Annotated in this window: 16 protein-coding genes; 9 read left to right on the forward strand and 7 right to left on the reverse strand. The window is 67.2% G+C overall.

All coding sequences use genetic code 11. The annotated features are described in order from the left end of the window. Nucleotides 1–140 precede the first annotated feature (140 nt). Nucleotides 141–2,111: a threonine--tRNA ligase gene (thrS, locus tag MUU56_RS00445; RefSeq protein ID WP_244765397.1), complete on the forward strand. Its 1,971-nt coding sequence runs from the start codon at nucleotides 141–143 to the stop codon at nucleotides 2,109–2,111. 139 nt (nucleotides 2,112–2,250) lie between these two features. Continuing rightward, a complete protein-coding gene (locus MUU56_RS00450) occupies nucleotides 2,251–3,087 on the forward strand; it encodes a lysophospholipid acyltransferase family protein (RefSeq protein ID WP_244765398.1) in 837 nt (278 codons plus the stop codon). Nucleotides 3,088–3,167: 80 nt separating this feature from the next. Here the strand turns inward: MUU56_RS00450 and MUU56_RS00455 are convergent, their stop codons facing one another. After that, complete coding sequence (locus tag MUU56_RS00455; RefSeq protein ID WP_398430749.1) at nucleotides 3,168–4,130, reverse strand: hypothetical protein; 963 nt, start codon at nucleotides 4,128–4,130, stop codon at nucleotides 3,168–3,170. Between the two features lie 131 nt (nucleotides 4,131–4,261). On the opposite strand from MUU56_RS00455, the gene MUU56_RS00460 reads away from it, so the two are divergent. Further along, nucleotides 4,262–4,846 (forward strand): nitroreductase family protein, encoded by a 585-nt coding sequence (locus MUU56_RS00460; RefSeq protein WP_244765399.1) that lies wholly within the window; start codon nucleotides 4,262–4,264, stop codon nucleotides 4,844–4,846. A gap of 4 nt (nucleotides 4,847–4,850) precedes the next feature. Next, nucleotides 4,851–5,459 carry a flavin reductase family protein gene (locus MUU56_RS00465; RefSeq protein WP_244765982.1) on the forward strand — a complete coding sequence of 203 codons (609 nt, stop codon included), beginning with the start codon at nucleotides 4,851–4,853 and terminating at the stop codon, nucleotides 5,457–5,459. 38 nt (nucleotides 5,460–5,497) lie between these two features. On the opposite strand, the gene MUU56_RS00470 is transcribed toward MUU56_RS00465, so the two are convergent. After that, nucleotides 5,498–6,142, reverse strand: coding sequence for a hypothetical protein (locus MUU56_RS00470; RefSeq protein ID WP_244765400.1), 645 nt, complete (start codon nucleotides 6,140–6,142; stop codon nucleotides 5,498–5,500). A 129-nt stretch (nucleotides 6,143–6,271) separates the two neighbouring features. Between MUU56_RS00470 and MUU56_RS00475 the strand changes: the two genes are divergently transcribed. Further along, on the forward strand, nucleotides 6,272–7,399 hold the full coding sequence (locus tag MUU56_RS00475; protein ID WP_244765401.1) for a DUF2336 domain-containing protein: 1,128 nt from the start codon (nucleotides 6,272–6,274) through the stop codon (nucleotides 7,397–7,399). A 141-nt stretch (nucleotides 7,400–7,540) separates the two neighbouring features. Here MUU56_RS00475 and MUU56_RS00480 read toward each other — a convergent pair whose 3' ends face one another. Further along, nucleotides 7,541–7,966, reverse strand: a complete 426-nt coding sequence (locus MUU56_RS00480) for a hypothetical protein (protein WP_244765402.1) — start codon at nucleotides 7,964–7,966, stop codon at nucleotides 7,541–7,543. Nucleotides 7,967–8,119: 153 nt separating this feature from the next. Then, the gene (gene parE / locus MUU56_RS00485; RefSeq protein WP_398430680.1) at nucleotides 8,120–10,177 is read right to left on the reverse strand and encodes a DNA topoisomerase IV subunit B; all 2,058 of its coding nucleotides are present in this window, start codon (nucleotides 10,175–10,177) and stop codon (nucleotides 8,120–8,122) included. Between the two features lie 278 nt (nucleotides 10,178–10,455). Here parE and MUU56_RS00490 point away from each other — a divergent pair, with 278 nt between their 5' ends. Continuing rightward, entirely contained in the window at nucleotides 10,456–11,340 is an 885-nt protein-coding gene (locus MUU56_RS00490; protein ID WP_244765403.1) for an alpha/beta hydrolase, read from the forward strand. Nucleotides 11,341–11,433: 93 nt separating this feature from the next. Here the strand turns inward: MUU56_RS00490 and MUU56_RS00495 are convergent, their stop codons facing one another. Continuing rightward, entirely contained in the window at nucleotides 11,434–12,030 is a 597-nt protein-coding gene (locus tag MUU56_RS00495; protein WP_244765404.1) for a hypothetical protein, read from the reverse strand. Nucleotides 12,031–12,055: 25 nt separating this feature from the next. Then, nucleotides 12,056–13,642, reverse strand: coding sequence for a caspase family protein (locus MUU56_RS00500; protein WP_244765405.1), 1,587 nt, complete (start codon nucleotides 13,640–13,642; stop codon nucleotides 12,056–12,058). Between the two features lie 150 nt (nucleotides 13,643–13,792). Between MUU56_RS00500 and tpiA the strand changes: the two genes are divergently transcribed. The 3 genes from tpiA to MUU56_RS00515 all read left to right on the forward strand — a co-directional run bounded on the left by tpiA (nucleotide 13,793) and on the right by MUU56_RS00515 (nucleotide 17,087). After that, nucleotides 13,793–14,563 carry a triose-phosphate isomerase gene (gene tpiA / locus MUU56_RS00505; protein ID WP_244765406.1) on the forward strand — a complete coding sequence of 257 codons (771 nt, stop codon included), beginning with the start codon at nucleotides 13,793–13,795 and terminating at the stop codon, nucleotides 14,561–14,563. Nucleotides 14,564–14,828: 265 nt separating this feature from the next. Then, nucleotides 14,829–15,311 (forward strand): preprotein translocase subunit SecG, encoded by a 483-nt coding sequence (secG, locus tag MUU56_RS00510; protein ID WP_244765407.1) that lies wholly within the window; start codon nucleotides 14,829–14,831, stop codon nucleotides 15,309–15,311. 147 nt (nucleotides 15,312–15,458) lie between these two features. Beyond that, nucleotides 15,459–17,087, forward strand: coding sequence for a CTP synthase (locus MUU56_RS00515; protein WP_244765408.1), 1,629 nt, complete (start codon nucleotides 15,459–15,461; stop codon nucleotides 17,085–17,087). 279 nt (nucleotides 17,088–17,366) lie between these two features. Here the strand turns inward: MUU56_RS00515 and MUU56_RS00520 are convergent, their stop codons facing one another. Continuing rightward, complete coding sequence (locus tag MUU56_RS00520; RefSeq protein ID WP_244765409.1) at nucleotides 17,367–18,590, reverse strand: MFS transporter; 1,224 nt, start codon at nucleotides 18,588–18,590, stop codon at nucleotides 17,367–17,369. Between the last annotated feature and the right edge of the window lie 11 nt (nucleotides 18,591–18,601).

Raw genomic sequence — 18,601 nt, forward strand, 5'->3', positions numbered from 1 at the left:
GAAGCCAGCGAGCGCTGGCTTCTCCCCCTTCCAATCCCCCCCAAATCCCCGTATACCGCCCACCGCAACGCGCCGGCGCATCCGGCCATTCCCCCGCATACCACCCGCATTCGTTGGCGGGACTGGATAGGAGATTTTCGATGTCTGCACCTGTTTCCCTGACTTTTCCCGATGGCTCCGTCCGCGATTATCCCGCGGGCTCGACGGGGCGTGACGTGGCCGAGGCGATTTCCAAGTCGCTGGCCAAGAAGGCGGTCGCGATTGCGCTCGATGGCGAGCTGCGCGATCTCTCCGATACCGTTTCGAACGGGCGGATCGAGATCGTCACGCGCGACGACGACCGGGCGCTGGAGCTGATCCGGCACGATGCCGCGCATGTGATGGCGGAGGCGGTGCAGGAGCTCTGGCCGGGGACGCAGGTGACCATCGGGCCGGTCATCGACAACGGTTTTTACTACGATTTCGCCAAGGACGAGCCTTTCACGCCGGACGATCTGCCGAAGATCGAAAAGCGCATGAAGGAGATCATCCAGCGCAACAAGCCCTTCACCAGGGAAGTGTGGTCGCGCGACAAGGCGAAGGAGATCTTTGCCGGGAAGGGCGAGACGTACAAGGTCGAGCTGGTCGATGCGATCCCCGAGGGGCAGGACCTCAAGATCTACTACCAGGGCGACTGGTTCGACCTGTGTCGCGGGCCGCACATGGCCGCGACCGGCCAGATCGGCACGGCCTTCAAGCTGATGAAGGTCGCGGGCGCCTATTGGCGCGGCGATTCGAACAATCCGATGCTGACACGCATCTACGGCACCGCCTGGCGCACGCAGGAGGAGCTCGACACCTATCTCAACATCCTCGCCGAGGCCGAAAAGCGCGACCATCGCCGGCTCGGGCGCGAAATGGACCTGTTCCATTTCCAGGAGGAAGGGCCGGGCGTCGTCTTCTGGCACGGCAAGGGCTGGCGCATGTTCCAGACGCTCGTCGCCTATATGCGCCGTCGTCTCGCGGGCACCTATGAGGAGGTGAACGCGCCGCAGGTGCTCGACAAGTCGCTGTGGGAAACCTCCGGCCACTGGGGCTGGTATCGCGACAACATGTTCAAGGTGACCGTCGCCGGCGACGAGACCGACGACGAGCGCGTCTTCGCGCTGAAGCCGATGAACTGCCCGGGGCATGTGCAGATCTTCAAGCATGGCCTGAAATCCTATCGCGAACTGCCTGTGCGGCTTGCGGAATTCGGCAATGTGCATCGCTACGAGCCTTCCGGCGCGCTGCACGGCTTGATGCGCGTGCGCGGCTTCACGCAGGACGATGCGCATGTCTTCTGCACCGACGAGCAGATGGCGGCCGAATGCCTGCGCATCAACGACCTCATCCTCTCGGTCTACAAGGATTTCGGCTTCGAGGAGATCACCATCAAGCTTTCCACCCGGCCGGACAAGCGCGTCGGCTCGGACGAGCTGTGGGATCGCGCCGAGAACGTGATGACGCAGGTGCTCGAGACGATCCAGCGGCAGTCGAACAACATCAAGACCGGCATCCTGCCGGGCGAGGGCGCGTTCTACGGGCCGAAGTTCGAATATACGCTGAAGGACGCCATCGGCCGCGAATGGCAGTGCGGCACCACGCAGGTCGACTTCAACCTGCCGGAACGGTTCGGCGCGTTCTATATCGACCAGGCGTCGGAAAAGCGCCAGCCGGTGATGATCCACCGCGCCATCTGCGGCTCGATGGAGCGCTTCCTCGGCATCCTCATCGAGAACTTCGCCGGGCACATGCCGCTGTGGATCGCACCACAGCAGGTGGTGGTCGCGACCATCACCTCCGAGGCGGACGATTATGCCCGCGAGGTGGCGGAGAAGCTGCGCGATGCCGGCCTGACCGTCGAGACCGATCTTCGCAACGAGAAGATCAACTACAAGGTCCGCGAGCATTCGGTGACCAAGGTTCCGGTCATCATCGTCTGCGGCCGGCGCGAGGCGGAGGAACGCTCCGTCAACATCCGCCGGCTGGGCTCGCAGAACCAGACGGCGATGTCGCTTGACGAGGCGATCGAGACGCTGTCGCTGGAGGCGATGCCGCCGGACCTGAAGCGCAAGCTCGGCAAGGCGTGAGCCTTCGCCGCAACTGTCGGAAAATTGCAATAATCCCGTGCTAGCCAGTGCGGGATTATCTTTTTGCCCACCCTCCTCCGTCATCCTCGGGCTTGACCCGAGGATGACGGAGGAGGGGGCGGGGTTTTTGGGGAACACCGTGCGGTTCAAGGAACTGTCCTACGCCAACGAGAACGATCCGCGCCTCAAACGATGGTTCATCCGCTCCATGGAAGGCCTTGCCGGCCGTAACCGCTACGCCCGGCTCTACCATGTCTGGCGCAGCTCCGTCGTCGGGCGGAGCGCGCGGGTCTTCGGCGACATGCTCGATCTCATCGATGTCGGGCTGCGCGTCGAGGGCGCCTGGCCGCCGCCGGACCTGCCCGAGGGGCCGGTCGTCATCGTCGCCAACCATCCCTTCGGCATCGGCGACGGCATCGCGGTGCTGGCGCTCGCCGAGCAGCTCGGCCGGCCGTTCAGGGTGATGATCCACAACGACCTGCTGAAAGTGCCGGAAATGCAGCCCTATGCGCTGCCGGTCTCCTTCGAGGAGACGAAGGAGGCGCTGGCGCTCAACATGAAGACGCGGGCGGAGGCGGTGCGGCTTCTGAAAGAGGGCACGACGGTGATCGTGTTTCCGGCGGGGGGCGTCGCGACGGCGAGGAAGGTGTTCGGCCGGGCGGAGGACCTGCCGTGGAAGATGTTCCCGGCAAAGCTCATCCAGTCGGCCAAGGCGAATGTCATCCCCGTCTATTTCGAGGGGCAGAACGGCCGGCTCTTCCATCTCGCCAGCAAGGTCTCGCTGACGCTGCGCCTGTCGCTGCTGATCCGCGAGTTCCGCAAGCTCTCGGGCGCGACGATCGCCGCGCGCATCGGCGGCGTCATTGCCTGGGCGGAGCTGGATGCGGGCGACCGCCGGAACATCACGGCGCGGCTCCACGAGGCCGTCTTCGCGATGGCGCCCCGGCCGCGGTCGTTTCTGCGGCGCGCCGGCTGAGGGCCGGGCGGCACGGACGCTGTATCTGTTTGAATCCGGAGCTTTTCCCGCCTTCAGGCGATCGCGCCTGGATGCGGCTTTCAGTCCACCACGTCCTCGGCGCCGGCCTTCTCCCCGTTGGCGTTCTCGTCGAGCAGCACCTCGACATCGGTGTTGACGCCGGCCTTCACGGTGAAGTCGCGCTGGTAGATCTTGTTCTTGTTGCGGGCGACGGCGATATAGCTGCCCTCGGCCAGCACCAGCGTCGGGAAGGCGCCGACGCTTTCGCTGACCGTGTCGCCCGAGGAGGTGAGGATCGACCAGGCCGTATCGGCGATCGCCTCGCCGCCGGGCTCGGAGACGAGCTTCAGCGTGAGCTTTGCGGCGCGGTGCTGGATCGTCGCGCGCGTCAGCTTGCCGGCCTCGACCTGGATGTCGGCGCGGATGACGGCGTTGACCGTGCCGTAATCGGAGACGACGTGGTAGGTGCCGGCATTGAGGCGCACGACGGAGTTCGGCTTGACGTCGTCGACGACGAGGTTGCGCTCGCCGTCCTCGCGCACGTCGGCGGCGAAGATCGAGAAGGAGAGCTCCTTCGGGGGAATGCGCACGTCCGAGCCGGAGACGGCGTTCAGCATGATGCCGCCGGCATCGAGCACCATGACCTGCTTGTCGACATCGCCGGTATCGGGAACGACCAGCTTCTTGGTGGCGCCCGCGCGGCCGAAGGCGACGTTGACGAAATATTCGCCGGGCACAAGCTGGAAGGCGGCGGAGCCGCCCTCGGAGGAGGCCAGCAGCGGCAGCTTGCCGTCGGCGCCCGGAATGGGCGAGAAGACGCGCCAGGTCAGCCCGTGCTGCATGGGGCTGCCGTCCTTCGTCAGGAGCGCCTCGCAGGTCACGTCCCTGAGGTTCGCCGGCGTCGCCTCGCCCGTCACGATCGGGTTGAACGAGGTGAGCTTGCTGCCCTTCAGCGGCGTGGTGATCTGGGAGAAACTGTCCAGCGCCTCCTGCGCGCGGGCCGGGACGGGCGACGCGACGAGGCTCGCCACGGCAAGGCTCATGGCAACGGCGGGAGGGATGGGCATGCGCATGGGGGCGGTTGACTTCCTGACTGTAAGGCTCCACTTGAAGACCCGGCTAATGGCATTTTCAAGGCCGCGTCCGCGCGCCAAGGTATTGGAACTCCCGCCCGATGAAAACCGAAATCAAGCTGATCGACTATCTTTCGACCCGCCGGTCGATCCCCGCCTTCCAGATGAGCGAACCCGGCCCCTCGAAGGGCGAGGTGGAGGAGATGCTGACGCTCGCCTCGCGCGTGCCCGACCACGGCAAGCTCGCGCCCTGGCGCTTCATCGTCTATCGCGGCGAGGAGCGCCAGCGGATCAGCGAGGCGCTGGCCGCCATCGCCATGGGCGACAAGCCGGACCTTTCGGACGAGATGGTCAAGGTGGAGAACACCCGGCTCACCCGCGCGCCCGTGGTGATCGCCGTCGTCAGCCGCGCGGCGCCGCATTTCAAGATCCCGGAATGGGAGCAGGTGATGTCGGCGGGCGCCGTGTGCCTCAACCTGGCGATGGCCGCCAATGCGCACGGTTTTGCCTCGAACTGGCTGACCGAATGGTACGCCTTCGACGAACGCGCCTATCCGATCCTCGGCGTGAAGCCGGGCGAGCGGATCGCCGGCTTCATCCATATCGGCACGCCCACCGTGCCGCCGACCGAGCGGCCGCGGCCGGAGCTCGCCGAGATCGTCACATGGGTCGGCGATGAGGCCTGACGCGCTGTTCTACGAGACGGCGGAGAACGCCCACGGCCTGAGGCACGATCCGTTCAAGGCGATCGTCGCGCCGCGGCCGATCGGCTGGATCGGCACGAAGGCGGCGGACGGGCGGCACAACCTTGCGCCCTATTCGTTCTTCAACGCGGTGAGCGACAGGCCGAAGCTGGTGATGTTCTCCTCGAGCGGCCACAAGGACAGCGTGACCAATATCGAGGAAACCGGCGTCTTCACCTGCTCGCTGGCCGGCCGGCATCTCGCCGAGGCGATGAATGCCAGCTCCGCCGCCGTGCCGCGCTGCGTCGACGAGTTCGCGCTCGCCGGCCTCACGCCGGTCGCCGGCCGTCTCGTCGATGCGCCCTATGTGGGTGAGGCCCATGCGGTGCTGGAATGCCGGATGACGCAGGCCTTCCGCCCGGTCGACATCAACGGGCGGGAATCGGACAACTGGGTGGTCTTCGGCCAGGTGGTCGGCATCCATATCAGCCCGGAGATCCTGCGCGACGGCATGATCGACATGGGCGTCGCACGCCCGCTGGGGCGCATGGGCTACATGGACTACTGCGACGGCGGGGCGGAGGTTTTCGCCATGATGCGGCCGAAGGCGGGGTGAGGACGCGGGCGGTCATCGCCCGGGCCGATTCTCTCCGGTCAGTCGCCTTCCCAGACGGTTCGGATCGGCTTTATCTGCGCCGCATGCGCGGCAAGGCCGCCGAAGAAGCCGTCGCCCCGCGAGCGTTCGCACGCCGTTACCAAGGCCGCTCCCGTCACGTCCGGCAACGAATCATAGGCCGGTATGCCGGCTGCGGCGGCGGCAAGGAGGGTCGCGCTGCGGGCTGCGGCGAAGGCGGCGGTCCATTCGCCGGTTTGCGTGAGCGTGCGGCTTGCGCCGAGGGTCTGCTTCAAGAGCCCCTGATTCCATATGAGGCCGGCAAGTCGTCCGGACTTGCCGGCAAGGCCCTGCGGCGAGAGGGGGGCGGGCAGGATGCCGTCCGTGATCGCGAGGATCCCCGTGCCGCCGTCTTCCCGGCCTTCCTCGGCCTCGGCGACGGACAGGAGGGTGGCGAGGCGCTGGAGGTCCGCGCCGGTGCGCCAGCCGGACAGGGCAATTCCCGCGGCGCCGCCGCCAATGGCGCGGCGGAGGGTTTCGGCCTCGACCGCCCCGTCGACGATGACAAAGCTGCCTTTCACCCGTGCGTCGCCGGCGGTGCCGGCGCGTACCAGCACGCCGCAACCCTGGGGAAGGGCGGGGGCGATGTCGGTCGCTTCGAAAAGGGCGCGGGGCAGCGGGTTCATGGCCCCTTCATAGGCGCAGGCCCGCGGGAATGGCAATGACGATCCGGTTAACGGATATGGTGAACCAATCTTAAACACTTTGGCGCTAACGTGTTTCCAGTAGCGTTTTGCAGGCGTTTGGGGCGTCCATTGATCGTTCATGCTTTTCTTCGTTGGGTCGAGACCGCGCGGGCAGCGGACCGGGCGAAGGCGGCCAGTGTGTTGGCGCGGGCTTACGCACGGGCGCGCATTTCGGCCGTCGACCGCCGCGCCGCGGAAATGGCGATGATCTTCCTGCTCGACGATCCGGCGCCGCAGGTGCGGCTGGCGCTCGCCGAAGCGCTCGCCGATTGCGAGGATGCGCCGCGCGCCGTCATCCTGCCGCTGGCGGAAGACCAGCCGGAAATCGCCGCCCACATCATCCTGCGTTCGTCGCTGCTGACGGATGGCGACCTCGTCGATCTCGCCGCCAAAGGCAGCGCGACGACGCGCATGCTGATCGCCCATCGCGCCTTCGTCTCGCGCCCGGTTTCGGCGGCGCTGGCGGAGATCGGCGACGTGGCGGACGTGTCGGCATTGCTGGGGAACGAAGGCGCCGTCCTTTCCCGGCGCAGCCTGTCGCGCATTGCCGACCGGCTCGGCGACGATGCGGAAATCCGCGCATTGCTGCTCGACCGCGACGACCTGCCGAGCGATGCGCGCCATGCGCTGGTGGAGAAGATCGGCATGGCGCTGGCCGGCTACGGGCTGATCCAGGCGGCGGTGGGCGCGAACCGCGTCGAACGCATCACGCGCGAAGCCTGCGATGTCGCGACGATCGGCATGGTGGGGGAGGTTTGCGCCGCCGAAATGCCCGCGCTCGTCGAGCACCTGCGGCTGACCGGCCGGCTGACGCCGGTCTTCCTCATGCATGCGCTGTGCACCGGCCGGGTCGAGTTCTTTGCGGCCGCCATCACCGATCTCTCCGGCCAGGCGGAGCGGCGTGTCCGTTCCATCCTTTCCGACGGGCGCGAGGCGGCGGTGCGCGCGCTCTACGAGGCCGCCGGCCTCGGCCGGGACATCAGCGCGCTCTTTGCCGAGGCGACGATGCTCTGGCGGCAGGAGGCGAAGGCCGGGGACGACGGGTTCTCGGTCTCCGAGCGCCTGCTTTCCCGGGCCCGTGCGGCCGGCGATGCCTCCTGCCAGTCCATGCTGGAACTCGTCGAGCGGCTGGCTATCGCCGAACAGCGCCAGACGGCGCGCAGCTACGCCCTCATCGCCGCGCGCGATGCGGCGTGAGACCGGGCGTATCGATCCCGTAAGGTTTTTCAGGCGCTCTTAGAGCATTTCCGCTTTTCTCCGAATCGCGAAAACGCTCCAACCCTTTGTTTTGCCGCATTTCCGGACGCAAAACCGCTTCGCACTTTTGCTGGAAATGCTCTAATCGGCGAAGCGCTTGACCACCCAGGAATAACCGTCCTCGGCATAGCGCACCGGCGTGGTGACGGCGGCCTTCAGGGCGGCCTTGTCGGGGATGGCCTTCTTCACGAAATTCAGCGCACGGGTCGCAAGGCCCTGCCGGGCCTCGGCGGTCTCGGCCGGCACCGGGACTTCGGCCTTGGTCCCGGTCGGCATCTCCTCGGGGGTCGGCTTGGCTATGTCGGCGGTGATGCGGTCGCCGGCGCTCTCGCAGACCGCCACGATGACCGGGTAGTTCTTGTCCTGATGGCGGTTGATGTAGGTCTCGGCCTGTGCATCGCACAGCGCGACGGTCTGCCAGCTCCTGCCGACCGTATCGATATAGTGGCACTGGGTTGCGCTGTCGTCGCAGCCCATGATCGTCATGACGATGAGCGCAGCTTTCATGGCCGTCCTTTCCGCCGTTTGGAAAATGCCCCTCATCCGCCTGCCGCCATCTTCTCCCCACCGGGGAGAAGGGGACCCGGAGGGCGGGATGACGGGGGAATACCTTGCGCCGGTTAGAGGCCGGGATTGCCACGAAAATAAGGCGGGAAGACCTCAGATATCAAGGTTGTCGGCGAAGACGGCGCGCTCCTGGATGAAGCGGAAGCGGGCTTCCGGCTTGGTGCCCATCAGGTCGTCGACCGCCGTGCGCGTGCCCTCGAAGTCGACGTCGTCGATCGCCACCTTGAGGAGCGTGCGCTTCTTCGGATCCATCGTCGTTTCCTTGAGCTGCGCCGGCAGCATCTCGCCAAGGCCCTTGAAGCGGCCGATCTCGACCTTGCCGCGGCCGTTGAACTCGGTGCGCATCAGCTCCTCGCGGTGCGGGTCGTCGCGCGCATAGAGCGTCTTGCCGCCCTGGCTGATGCGGTAGAGCGGCGGCACGGCGAGATAGAGGTGGCCGCCGCGGATGAGGTCGGGCATCTCCTGGTAGAAGAAGGTGATGAGCAGCGAGGCGATGTGGGCACCGTCGACGTCGGCATCGGTCATGACGATGACGCGCTCGTAGCGCAGGTCGTCCTCGCGGTATTTCGAGCGCGTGCCGCAGCCGAGCGCCTGCACGAGATCGGAGATCTGCTGGTTGGCACCGAGCTTTTCCCGGCCGGCGCTGGCGACGTTGAGGATCTTTCCGCGGAGCGGCAGGATGGCCTGGTTGGCGCGGTTGCGCGCCTGCTTGGCCGAACCGCCGGCCGAATCGCCCTCGACGATGAAGAGCTCGGCGCCCTCGGCGGAATTCTGCGCGCAGTCGGCCAGCTTGCCGGGCAGGCGCAGCTTGCGCACGGCGGTCTTGCGGCTGACTTCCTTTTCCTTGCGGCGGCGCAGGCGCTCCTCGGCGCGCTCGATCACCCAGTCGAGCAGCTTGGCGGCTTCGCCCGGATTGTCGGCGAGATAGTGGTCGAACGGGTCGCGCAGCGCGTTCTCGACGATGCGCTGGGCCTCGACGGTGGCGAGCTTGTCCTTCGTCTGGCCGACGAATTCCGGCTCGCGGATGAAGACGGAGAGCATGCCGACGGCCGAGATCATCACGTCGTCGGTGGTGATGGCGGCGGCGCGCTTGTTCTGCGTCAGCTCGGCATAGTTCTTCAGGCCCTTGGTCAGCGCGATGCGCAGGCCCGCCTCATGCGTGCCGCCGTCGGCCGTCGGGATGGTGTTGCAATAGGAGTGGATCAGCGAATCGCCGCCATACCAGGTGACGGCCCATTCCAGCGAGCCGTGCCCGCCGGATTTCTCGCTCTTGCCGGCGAAGATCTCGCGGGTGACGGTGTGCTCCTTGCCGAGCGTCGCCTGGAGGTAGTCCTTGAGGCCGCCCGGGAAGTGGAAGACGGCCTTTTCCGGCGTTTCGGAGCCTTCCGGCAGCAGCGCGGGGTCGCAGCTCCAGCGGATCTCGACGCCGCCGAAGAGATAGGCCTTCGAGCGGGCCATGCGGAAGACGCGTCCCGGATCGAAATGCGCGTGCGCGCCGAAAATCTCCGGGTCCGGATGGAAGCGCACCTTCGTGCCGCGCCGGTTGTGCACGTCGCCGAGCTCTTCGAGCGGGCCGAGCGGCTTGCCGCGGGAAAAGCGCTGGCGGTAGAGCTTCTTGTTGCGCGCGACCTCCACTTCGAGAAGGTCGGAGAGGGCGTTGACGACCGAGACGCCGACGCCGTGCAGGCCGCCCGAGGTCTCGTAGGCCTTGCCGTCGAACTTGCCGCCGGCGTGCAGCACGGTGAGGATGACCTCCAGCGTGGATTTTCCCGGCATCTGCGGATGGTTTTCCACCGGAATGCCGCGGCCGTTGTCGGTGACGGTCAGAAAGCCCTCGGCATCGAGATTGACCTCGATGAAATTGGCGTGGCCGGCGACGGCCTCGTCCATCGAGTTGTCGATGACTTCGGCGAAGAGGTGGTGCAGCGCCTTCTCGTCCGTGCCGCCGATATACATGCCGGGGCGCATGCGGACCGGTTCGAGGCCTTCCAGCACGCGGATCGCCGAGGCGTCATAGCCGCCGGTGCCTTCGCTCGGCGGGGCGGGGCGTGCCTCGCGGGCAGGGGCGGCCGCCGCGACCGGCTTTTCGACCGGCGGCGCTGCGGGCTGGGAGGGCATGTTGGCGAAGAGGTCGTTGCTGTCGTCTTGCATGGGCCGTTCAGATTTTGTTCCGTTTGCCAGCTTTCCCGCCGGTCCATGGCGGACCGGGGTCTGGCGCAAAAGAGGTCATTGCGCGAATCACCTGCGACTCTGCCAGATTCCGCGGGCTTTCGCGATGCCGGGGCGGCGTGCCGTCCCGTCCGTCGCGTGCGCCGCGGGGTGGCGTCACCCGGCCTGCAGGATGCGCCAAGCCGCGCCAACCGCCGGCGGAGGATTGCGTTGCGGGCGGGCGGATGGCAAGTATCGCTGCCTTCAGGGAGCCACAGTTCATGCGTCAGTCCACAGTTCATTGCCTTTCCCGGCTGGTTTTGGCCGCCTTGTTCGCCGGTTCCCTTGCCGGCGAGGCGGCGGCGCTGAGCCTGAAACCCTGGAAGGACGACCTGTTCGGCTACGGCACGGTGGTGGAGACGGGCGACGACGGCGCGCTGAGGGTCGTCGACTACCAGGAACTGCGCGACATCAACGGCCGCGACCAGGTGCCGGAGCGCCGGGTGAAGGCGGCCTATGTCTCGACGGCGGTGAAGAAGGCGCAGAAGAACGCGACGATCGCCACGCCCGCCGGGCCGATCGATGTCGCGATGACCGGCAAGGCGGAGGGCGCGGCCTTTACCGTCATCTTCATCCACGGCCGCGGCGGCGACCGGCGGCTCGGCAACAACGACTGGAATTTCGGCGGCAACTTCAACCGGCTGAAGAACCTCGCCGCGCAGAACGGCGGGGTCTACTACGCGCCGAGCGTGCCCTCCTTCGACGACAAGGGCGCGGCGCGGGTCTCCGGCCTCATCCTGACGGCCAAGGCGCTGTCGCCGCAGGCGCCGGTCATCCTCGCCTGCGCCTCGATGGGCAGCTTCATCTGCGCCCGCGTGGCGCGCGATCCGGCGGCGGTGAAGAGCCTTGCCGGCATGGTGCTGATGGGCGGGGCGGCCGATGGCGACTACGGCAGGACGCCGGCCTTCAAGGCGAAGCTGCCGGTCTTCTTCACCCATGGCGACAGCGACAGCGTCTATGCGGCCAACGACCAGATCGCGGTGTTCCGCACGCTGCGCAAGGCCGGCGTGCCGACGCGCTTCGTGCTGTTCCAGACCGGCGGCCACGGCACGCCCGTGCGCATGACCGACTGGCGCGAGACGCTGAACTGGCTGTTTTCGCAATAGGGCATTTCCGCCTTTCGCCGAACCGCGAGATGCCCGATCCTCTTGTAGAGCCGCAAAACCGCTGTGCACTTTTGCTGGAATTTCTCTGGAAATTCAGGCCGAGCGCAGCAGGACCTTGGTCGAGCCGACGGCGGCGGCGATCTTCTGGTAGTGGGCGGAGCGCTTTTCCGAATTCTCGCCGGCGCGCAGCAGTTGCGTCGCGGCTTCCTCGATGACGCGGCTCGCCTGCTGCATCGCCTGGTTCAGCTTCTCCCGCTTTATGGCGGTATAGACCTTGGCCTCGCGCAGCCGGGGATTGCGCCGCGAACGCTGCTTCGGCACGCGGGTGTCGGCATTGGCGGACTGGATGCTGCCCAGCCGGCTCGCCGCGCGGCCGACGATCTGCCGCGCCTGCCCATAGGCCGGGCCTTCGGGAATGCGGCGAGAGATGTCGAGCAGCCGATGGCGCAGACAGTCGACGCGGTAGATCCGGTCGTAGCTGCCGCATTCGGACCGCGCGGCGGCGAGATTGGCGAGAATGGCGTTGGTGATGAAATCGCTGGGCGTTGCCGCCCCCTCGGCCTGCGAATTGCTCGATCCCCGGGGCGAAGGGTCGGTGGACTGGCCGTAGCCGTCGGAAACGCCGGTCACGGCGAGCGCGGCGGTGAGCACCGCGGCGTAAAGGGGATGCAGTCGTCCGCTCGAAACCATGAAACCCTCCTCCTGTTTCGTCCGGCTATTCCGTCTGGCCGAAGGCGATGCGCATGCTGCGCTGCGTGCCCGCGCCGATGGCCCCGTCGATGGCGCCGGCATAGAACCGGTTGCGCTGCAGCTCCGCCTGGAGCGCGCGCCGCGTCGCCGGCTTGAACATGGTCGGGCGGGTGGTGAGCTGCTCCAGCACGTCGTTCACGCCGGAGCGCAGCGCGCTGTAGAGATAGGCGGCGGCATCCTCCGGCGTCCTGCCCGGCACCAGCCCGTCGTCGATCAGCGCCGCGACGTTGAACATGGCCTGCGGGTGGCGCAGGTCCGCCGCGCGGATGAAGAGCTCCACCGCCTTCTTCGGATCGCGCGCCAGCCCGTCCGCGCCCTGATAGTAGAGGAAGCCGAGATCGTTGATGGCATCGGCGAAGCCGAGATCGGCGGCGCGCCGGTAGAGCCTGATCGCCTCGGGCACGTTCTGCGCGGTGCCGATGCCCTTCTCGTGGAGTTTCGCCAGCTCGAACATCGCTTCGGCATCGCCCGCCTCGGCCGCCCTGCTGAAAAGGCCGAACGCCTTTTCCGGCTGGAACTTCTGCGTGTCCGGCGTCAGCGCCATGTAGCCGAGGCCGATCATGGCGCGGGTGTCGCCTTCGCCGGCGAGCGCCGCGAGCTGCTGCTCCTGGTCCGGCTTGAGCGCCTGCCACTGCGCGGCCTTGTCGGCAAGGCCGGCGACGGCGGCGTCCTCGCCGGCGAGGAAATAGGGCGCGCCCGAGAGCGAGCCGTAGAAATGCGGCTGCTGGCGGTTGGCGGTGAGCGCCATCACCCGGTCGCGGACCTGGCGGAAGACGAGGCCGATCTCGACATTCTGCCGCGGCAGGCTTTCGAGGATGGCGGTGGCGAAGGGGCTGTGCGCGCCGTCGCCATCGAGCGCCACCTTGCCGCCCTCCGCGGCGTAGACGACCATCATGCCCTGGGCGGGATCGGGCGCCGATAGGCCGGCGCCGCCGAGCGTCACCCCGCTTGCCGCCGCCGCGCCGACGAGCGTCGGGAACGGGTTGTTGCGGCAGGAATCGAGGATGACGATGCGCAGTTTGCGCGCGCTTTCCACGCTGGCGAGGACGGAGGCGAGGCTGACGGCCTGCTGCGGGATCGTCGCCGGGTCGTCGACCTTGACGTCGACGGGCACGAGATAGTTCTCTCCCGCCGCCTCGACGCCGTGGCCGGCATAGTAGACGAGGGCGACTTCCGCGGTCTCGGTCTTGCGCGCGAAGGCGACGATGGTGTCCTGCATGCGGGCGAGGGGGGCATCGACCACGAGATCGACGGAGAAGTCGAGCCGTTGCAGCATGTCGGCAACGGCCTGCGCGTCGGCCCCGGTGTTGCGCAGCGGCGATATGGCCGTGTAGGCCGACATGCCGATGACCAGCGCGACGCGTCTTGCCGCGACGGCGGGGACGGCCTGCGCCGCCTCGGCGGTCGTGCCGGCCTCGACCCTGGTCTTGATGCCCATCAGGCCGCGCGTCTTCTCCTCGGCGGTCGGAGCCTGCGCGACCGCGCCGCCGGCAAGGAAAAGCCCCGCCAGCAGCACGAGGAAAAAGCCCGTCGAGGAACCTGTGCGCCGCATCTTCGCCTTCCCCTCGGCGCCCGCTGCGCCTTGGATGTTACGTCCGACGGGGGCGGCCTATTCGCCTTCACCCGGAACTATCCGGCTTTCCTTGCGGCCTTCGATTTGCTACGCCGCAAGCCACGCGAATTTCAAGAACAGGGAGGCCCCATGACACCGGATGTAACCCCGCTCGTTGCCGGGAACTGGAAGATGAACGGCACGCGCGCATCGCTCGACCAGATCAAGGCGATGGCCGAAGGCGTGAAGGGGCCGCTTTCCGACAAGGTCGAGACGCTGATCTGCCCGCCGGCGACGCTGCTCTATGTCGCCACCGCGCTCTGCGACGACAGCCCGCTGATGATCGGCGCGCAGGACTGCCACGAGAAGGCCTCCGGCGCCCATACCGGCGACGTCTCGGCGGAAATGATCGCCGACTGCTTCGGCACCCATGTCATCGTCGGCCATTCCGAGCGCCGCACGGACCACAAGGAAAGCGACGCGCTGGTGCGCGCCAAGGCGGAGATCGCCCATGCGAACGACCTCGTCGCGATCATCTGCATCGGCGAGACCGGCGACGAGCGCAAGGCGGGCAAGACGCTCGACGTGCTGAAGGCGCAGCTTGCGGCCTCCGTGCCGGACGGCGCGACGGCGGAAAACACCGTCATCGCCTACGAGCCCGTCTGGGCGATCGGCACGGGGCTTACGCCGACGGCGGCCGATGTCGAGGAGGCGCACGCCTTCATGCGCGCGGAGCTGACCGGCCGCCTTGCCGGCGAGGGCGCGAAGATGCGCATCCTCTACGGCGGCTCGGTGAAGCCGGGCAATGCGCAGGAGCTGATGGGCGTCGCCAATGTCGACGGCGCGCTGATCGGCGGGGCGAGCTTGAAATCGGACGACTTCCTTGCCATCTACCGCGCATACGAAGCGCTGACCGCCTGACTTTCATAATGCCCGTTTCGGGTCGCCCCCTCATCCGCCTGCCGGCACCTTCTCCCCGCGGGAGAGAAGGGGAGAGCCGCAAGCGCCCCGTTTCCTTCTCCCCCGCGGGGAGAAGGTGGCCCGAAGGGCCGGATGAGGGGGGGACCCTGACCCGCTTCGGCCAAAAGGGCGGGCGGATCGACAGCTAGGGCTTGGAATGGTGCGCGGCTTGGTATATTGAGCCGCAAACCTGACATTTGGGCCATCTGGCCGGGATACCGAAAACATGCAGACCATCTTGCTCGTCATCTATCTCATGGTCGTCGTCGCGCTGATCGGCGTCGTGCTGATCCAGCGGTCTGAAGGCGGCGGCCTCGGCATCGGTGGCGGCTCCGGCTTCATGTCGGCGCGCGGCACGGCCAATGCCCTGACGCGCACCACGGCGATTCTCGCCACGCTGTTCTTCGTGCTGGCGCTCGGCATGGGCATCCTCGCCCGCTACGAGACGCAGCCGACCGACATCCTCGACCGTATCCCCGGCACGACCGGCACCGGCGGCGTGCTCGACGCGCTCGGCGGCGCATCGCAGGGCGAAGGCACCCAGAACAACAACAACACGACCAACCAGACGCCCGCGACGACCGGCACCGACGCCGTTCCGACCGATGGCGGCACGGCGACCGGCACCGGCGACACGCCCGCGACGGGCACCGGCACGGGCGCTGCAACGGGCACGGAGCAGAACTCCGGCGTCCCGAGCGGCCAGTAAGCCGCAAGGACCGAAAACGAACCGGCCGGTTGGCGAAATCCAACCGGCCTTCTTCTTGTGTAAAACGCCGATTGCGACTTCCGAAATCACGCCCAAGGTGATTTTTCGGTGGCGGAATCGATTTTGAAAAGGTATCCGGTGACTCCCATGGCGCGATATGTATTCATCACAGGCGGCGTGGTCTCCTCCCTCGGAAAAGGCATTGCCGCCGCTGCACTCGGAGCTCTCCTTCAGGCCCGCGGCTACCGCGTCCGCCTCAGGAAGCTGGACCCCTATCTCAATGTCGACCCGGGCACGATGAGCCCGACCCAGCACGGCGAGGTGTTCGTCACCGACGACGGTGCGGAAACCGACCTCGACCTCGGCCACTACGAGCGCTTCACCGGCCGCTCGGCCACCAAGACCGACAACATCACCACCGGTCGCATCTACAAGAACATCATCGACAAGGAACGCCGCGGCGACTATCTCGGCGCGACCGTGCAGGTCATTCCGCACGTCACCAACGAGATCAAGAACTTCGTCATCGAAGGCAACGAGGACTACGATTTCGTCATCTGCGAGATCGGCGGCACGGTGGGCGACATCGAGGCCATGCCCTTCATGGAGGCGATCCGCCAGCTCGGCAACGATCTGCCGCGCGGCACCGCGGTTTATGTGCACCTGACGCTGATGCCCTACATTCCGGCGGCGGGCGAACTGAAGACCAAGCCGACGCAGCACTCCGTCAAGGAGCTGCAGGCGATGGGCATCCACCCCGACATCCTGCTCGTGCGTGCCGACCGGGAAATCCCCGAGGCCGAGCGCAGGAAGCTCTCCTTGTTCTGCAACGTGCGCCCGACGGCGGTCATCCAGGCGCTCGATGTCGCGTCGATCTACGACGTGCCGCTCGCCTATCACAAGGAAGGCCTCGACGACGAGGTGCTGGCCGCCTTCGGCATCGAGCCGGCGCCCAAGCCGCGCCTCGAAGCCTGGCAGACCGTTTCCGATCGCATCAAGACGCCCGAGGGCGAGGTGACGATCGCCATCGTCGGCAAGTATACCGGCCTCAAGGACGCCTACAAGTCGCTGATCGAGGCGCTGTATCACGGCGGCATCGCCAACCACGTCAAGGTCAAGCTCGAATGGATCGAGTCGGAGGTCTTCGAGAAGGAGGACCCGGCGCCCTACCTCGAAAAGGTGCACGGCATCCTCGTTCCCGGCGGCTTTGGCGAGCGCGGGTCGGAGGGCAAGATCAACGCGGCGCGTTTTGCCCGCGAGCGCAAGGTGCCCTATTTCGGCATCTGCTTCGGCATGCAGATGGCGGTGGTGGAAGCGGCGCGCAACCTCGCCGGCATCGAGAAGGCCTCCTCGACCGAATTCGGCAAGACGGCGGAACCCGTCGTCGGCCTGATGACGGAATGGGTGAAGGGCAACGAACTGGAGAAGCGCTCGGCGTCCGGCGACCTCGGCGGCACGATGCGCCTCGGCGCCTATCGCGCGGCGCTGAAGGGCGGCACGAAGATCGCCGACATCTACGGCTCGACGGATATTTCCGAACGTCACCGCCACCGCTACGAGGTGAATGTCGACTACAAGGACCGGCTCGAAAGCTGCGGCCTCGTCTTCTCCGGCATGTCGCCGGATGGCATCCTGCCGGAGACGGTGGAATATCCCGACCATCCGTGGTTCATCGGCGTGCAGTACCACCCGGAGCTGAAGAGCCGCCCGCTCGATCCGCACCCGCTCTTCGCGAGCTTCGTGGAAGCGGCGCTGGAACAGAGCCGCCTCGTCTGAGGAAAGCCTCCTTCGCGTCTGTCGGGCCAGACCCGACCGGCCTCGCCGCGGGTGCGGCGGTGGATCCTCGGGTCAAGCCCGAGGATGACGGCAGAGGGCTGGGAGAGGCTTGTCAAAGAATCGAGCCCGGTGGCGACACCGGGCTCTTGCTTTTGGAAGGACCACCTTTCCGTCATCCTCGGGCTTGACCCGAGGATCCACACGCACCCGTGGTTCGGAGAGGTTGATTGCCTTGGCGATGGAAGGAGCCCGGCATTTCTGCCGGGCTTCCTGCTTTCGTCATTCGGCCGCCTGGGCGAGGGCGCCGATCCCCTCGTCGGGATCCTGGCCGGCGAGGACCCGCTGGCCGATGCCGATGGTGAGCGCCGCGCCGAGGCCGGCGGCGACGGAGACCCAGAAGCCGTTCTGGGCGCCGAAATTGTCCACCGCCCAGCCGGCGACGAAGGCGCCCAGCGCCATGCCGATGCCGATGCCGGTCGTCACCCAGGTGACGCCTTCCGTCAGCATGGCGGACGGCACGCGGCGTTCGACGAGGCCGAAGGCGGTGATGAAGGTGGGCGAGATGGCGATGCCGCTGACGAAGACGGCGAAGGCCAGCAGCGGCACCGTGCCGGCGAAGGGCAGCGGCAGGGCGGTGAGCGCCAGCACGGCGACGGCGATCATCAGCTGCTTCTGCAGCGCCATCCTCGGGTTCAGCGCGCCGAGGACGAGGCCGACGACGAAGGAGCCGATGGCATAGACGCCGATGACGAGGCTGGCGGCATTCGGCTGGCCGAGGTCCTTGGTGATCGCCACGGCCGAGACCTCGGCGGTCGCGAAGGTGGCGCCGACGAAGACGAGGGCGAGCGTGATGATCTGGACGGGGCGCAGGCGGATCGCCGATTTCTGCGGCGCGCTGCCGGCGACATGCTGCACGGCCGGCTCCGTCGCGCGCTGCAGCACGAAGGCGAGCGTGCCGACGGCGAGGAAGGCGGTGCTGACCAGCATGCCGGCCTCCGGGAAAAGCGCGACGGCAAGGCCGACCGAGAGCGAGGCGCCGGCGATGTAGACCAGCTCGTCGGCGGCCGATTCGAAGGCGAAGGCCGTGTTGAGCTCGGGCCGGTCGCGAAAAATCTCCGTCCAGCGGGCGCGCAGCATGGCGGGCATCGAGGGCATGGCGGCGGCGAGGAAGGCGGCGGCGAAGAGCGTCCAGGCCGGCCAGCCCTGGTGGGTGGCGGTTATCAGCGCCAGGAAGGCGAGGACGGAGACGATCGTGGCGGGCGTCAGCACCGCGGCCTGGCCGAAGCGGTCGACGAGGCGGGAGACCTGCGGGGCGATGAGCGCATTGGTGAGCGCGAAGGTGGCGGAGACCGCGCCGGCGAGCCAGTATTCGCCATGGGTCTGCGAGAGCATGGCGACGATGCCGATCGGCGCCATGGCGATGGGAAGGCGGGCGAGGAAGCCGGCGGCGGAGAACGACTTCGTTCCCGGCACGCTGAAAATTTCCTTGTAGGGGTTGGACATGGCCTGCTCCT

Origin of the sequence: Shinella yambaruensis (assembly GCF_022899355.1) — a bacterium.
GTDB lineage: Bacteria > Pseudomonadota > Alphaproteobacteria > Rhizobiales > Rhizobiaceae > Shinella > Shinella yambaruensis.

Bases quoted from the DNA above. Each gene is read 5' to 3' on its own strand.
- thrS (WP_244765397.1), top strand. From the start codon at position 141: ATGTCTGCACCTGTTTCCCTGACTTTTCCCGATGGCTCCGTCCGCGAT.
- MUU56_RS00455 (WP_398430749.1), bottom strand. From the start codon at position 4,130: ATGAGCCTTGCCGTGGCGAGCCTCGTCGCGTCGCCCGTCCCGGCCCGC.
- MUU56_RS00460 (WP_244765399.1), top strand. From the start codon at position 4,262: ATGAAAACCGAAATCAAGCTGATCGACTATCTTTCGACCCGCCGGTCG.
- MUU56_RS00470 (WP_244765400.1), bottom strand. From the start codon at position 6,142: ATGAACCCGCTGCCCCGCGCCCTTTTCGAAGCGACCGACATCGCCCCC.
- MUU56_RS00480 (WP_244765402.1), bottom strand. From the start codon at position 7,966: ATGAAAGCTGCGCTCATCGTCATGACGATCATGGGCTGCGACGACAGC.
- parE (WP_398430680.1), bottom strand. From the start codon at position 10,177: ATGCAAGACGACAGCAACGACCTCTTCGCCAACATGCCCTCCCAGCCC.
- MUU56_RS00490 (WP_244765403.1), top strand. From the start codon at position 10,456: ATGCGTCAGTCCACAGTTCATTGCCTTTCCCGGCTGGTTTTGGCCGCC.
- MUU56_RS00495 (WP_244765404.1), bottom strand. From the start codon at position 12,030: ATGGTTTCGAGCGGACGACTGCATCCCCTTTACGCCGCGGTGCTCACC.
- MUU56_RS00500 (WP_244765405.1), bottom strand. From the start codon at position 13,642: ATGCGGCGCACAGGTTCCTCGACGGGCTTTTTCCTCGTGCTGCTGGCG.
- tpiA (WP_244765406.1), top strand. From the start codon at position 13,793: ATGACACCGGATGTAACCCCGCTCGTTGCCGGGAACTGGAAGATGAAC.
- secG (WP_244765407.1), top strand. From the start codon at position 14,829: ATGCAGACCATCTTGCTCGTCATCTATCTCATGGTCGTCGTCGCGCTG.
- MUU56_RS00515 (WP_244765408.1), top strand. From the start codon at position 15,459: ATGGCGCGATATGTATTCATCACAGGCGGCGTGGTCTCCTCCCTCGGA.
- MUU56_RS00520 (WP_244765409.1), bottom strand. From the start codon at position 18,590: ATGTCCAACCCCTACAAGGAAATTTTCAGCGTGCCGGGAACGAAGTCG.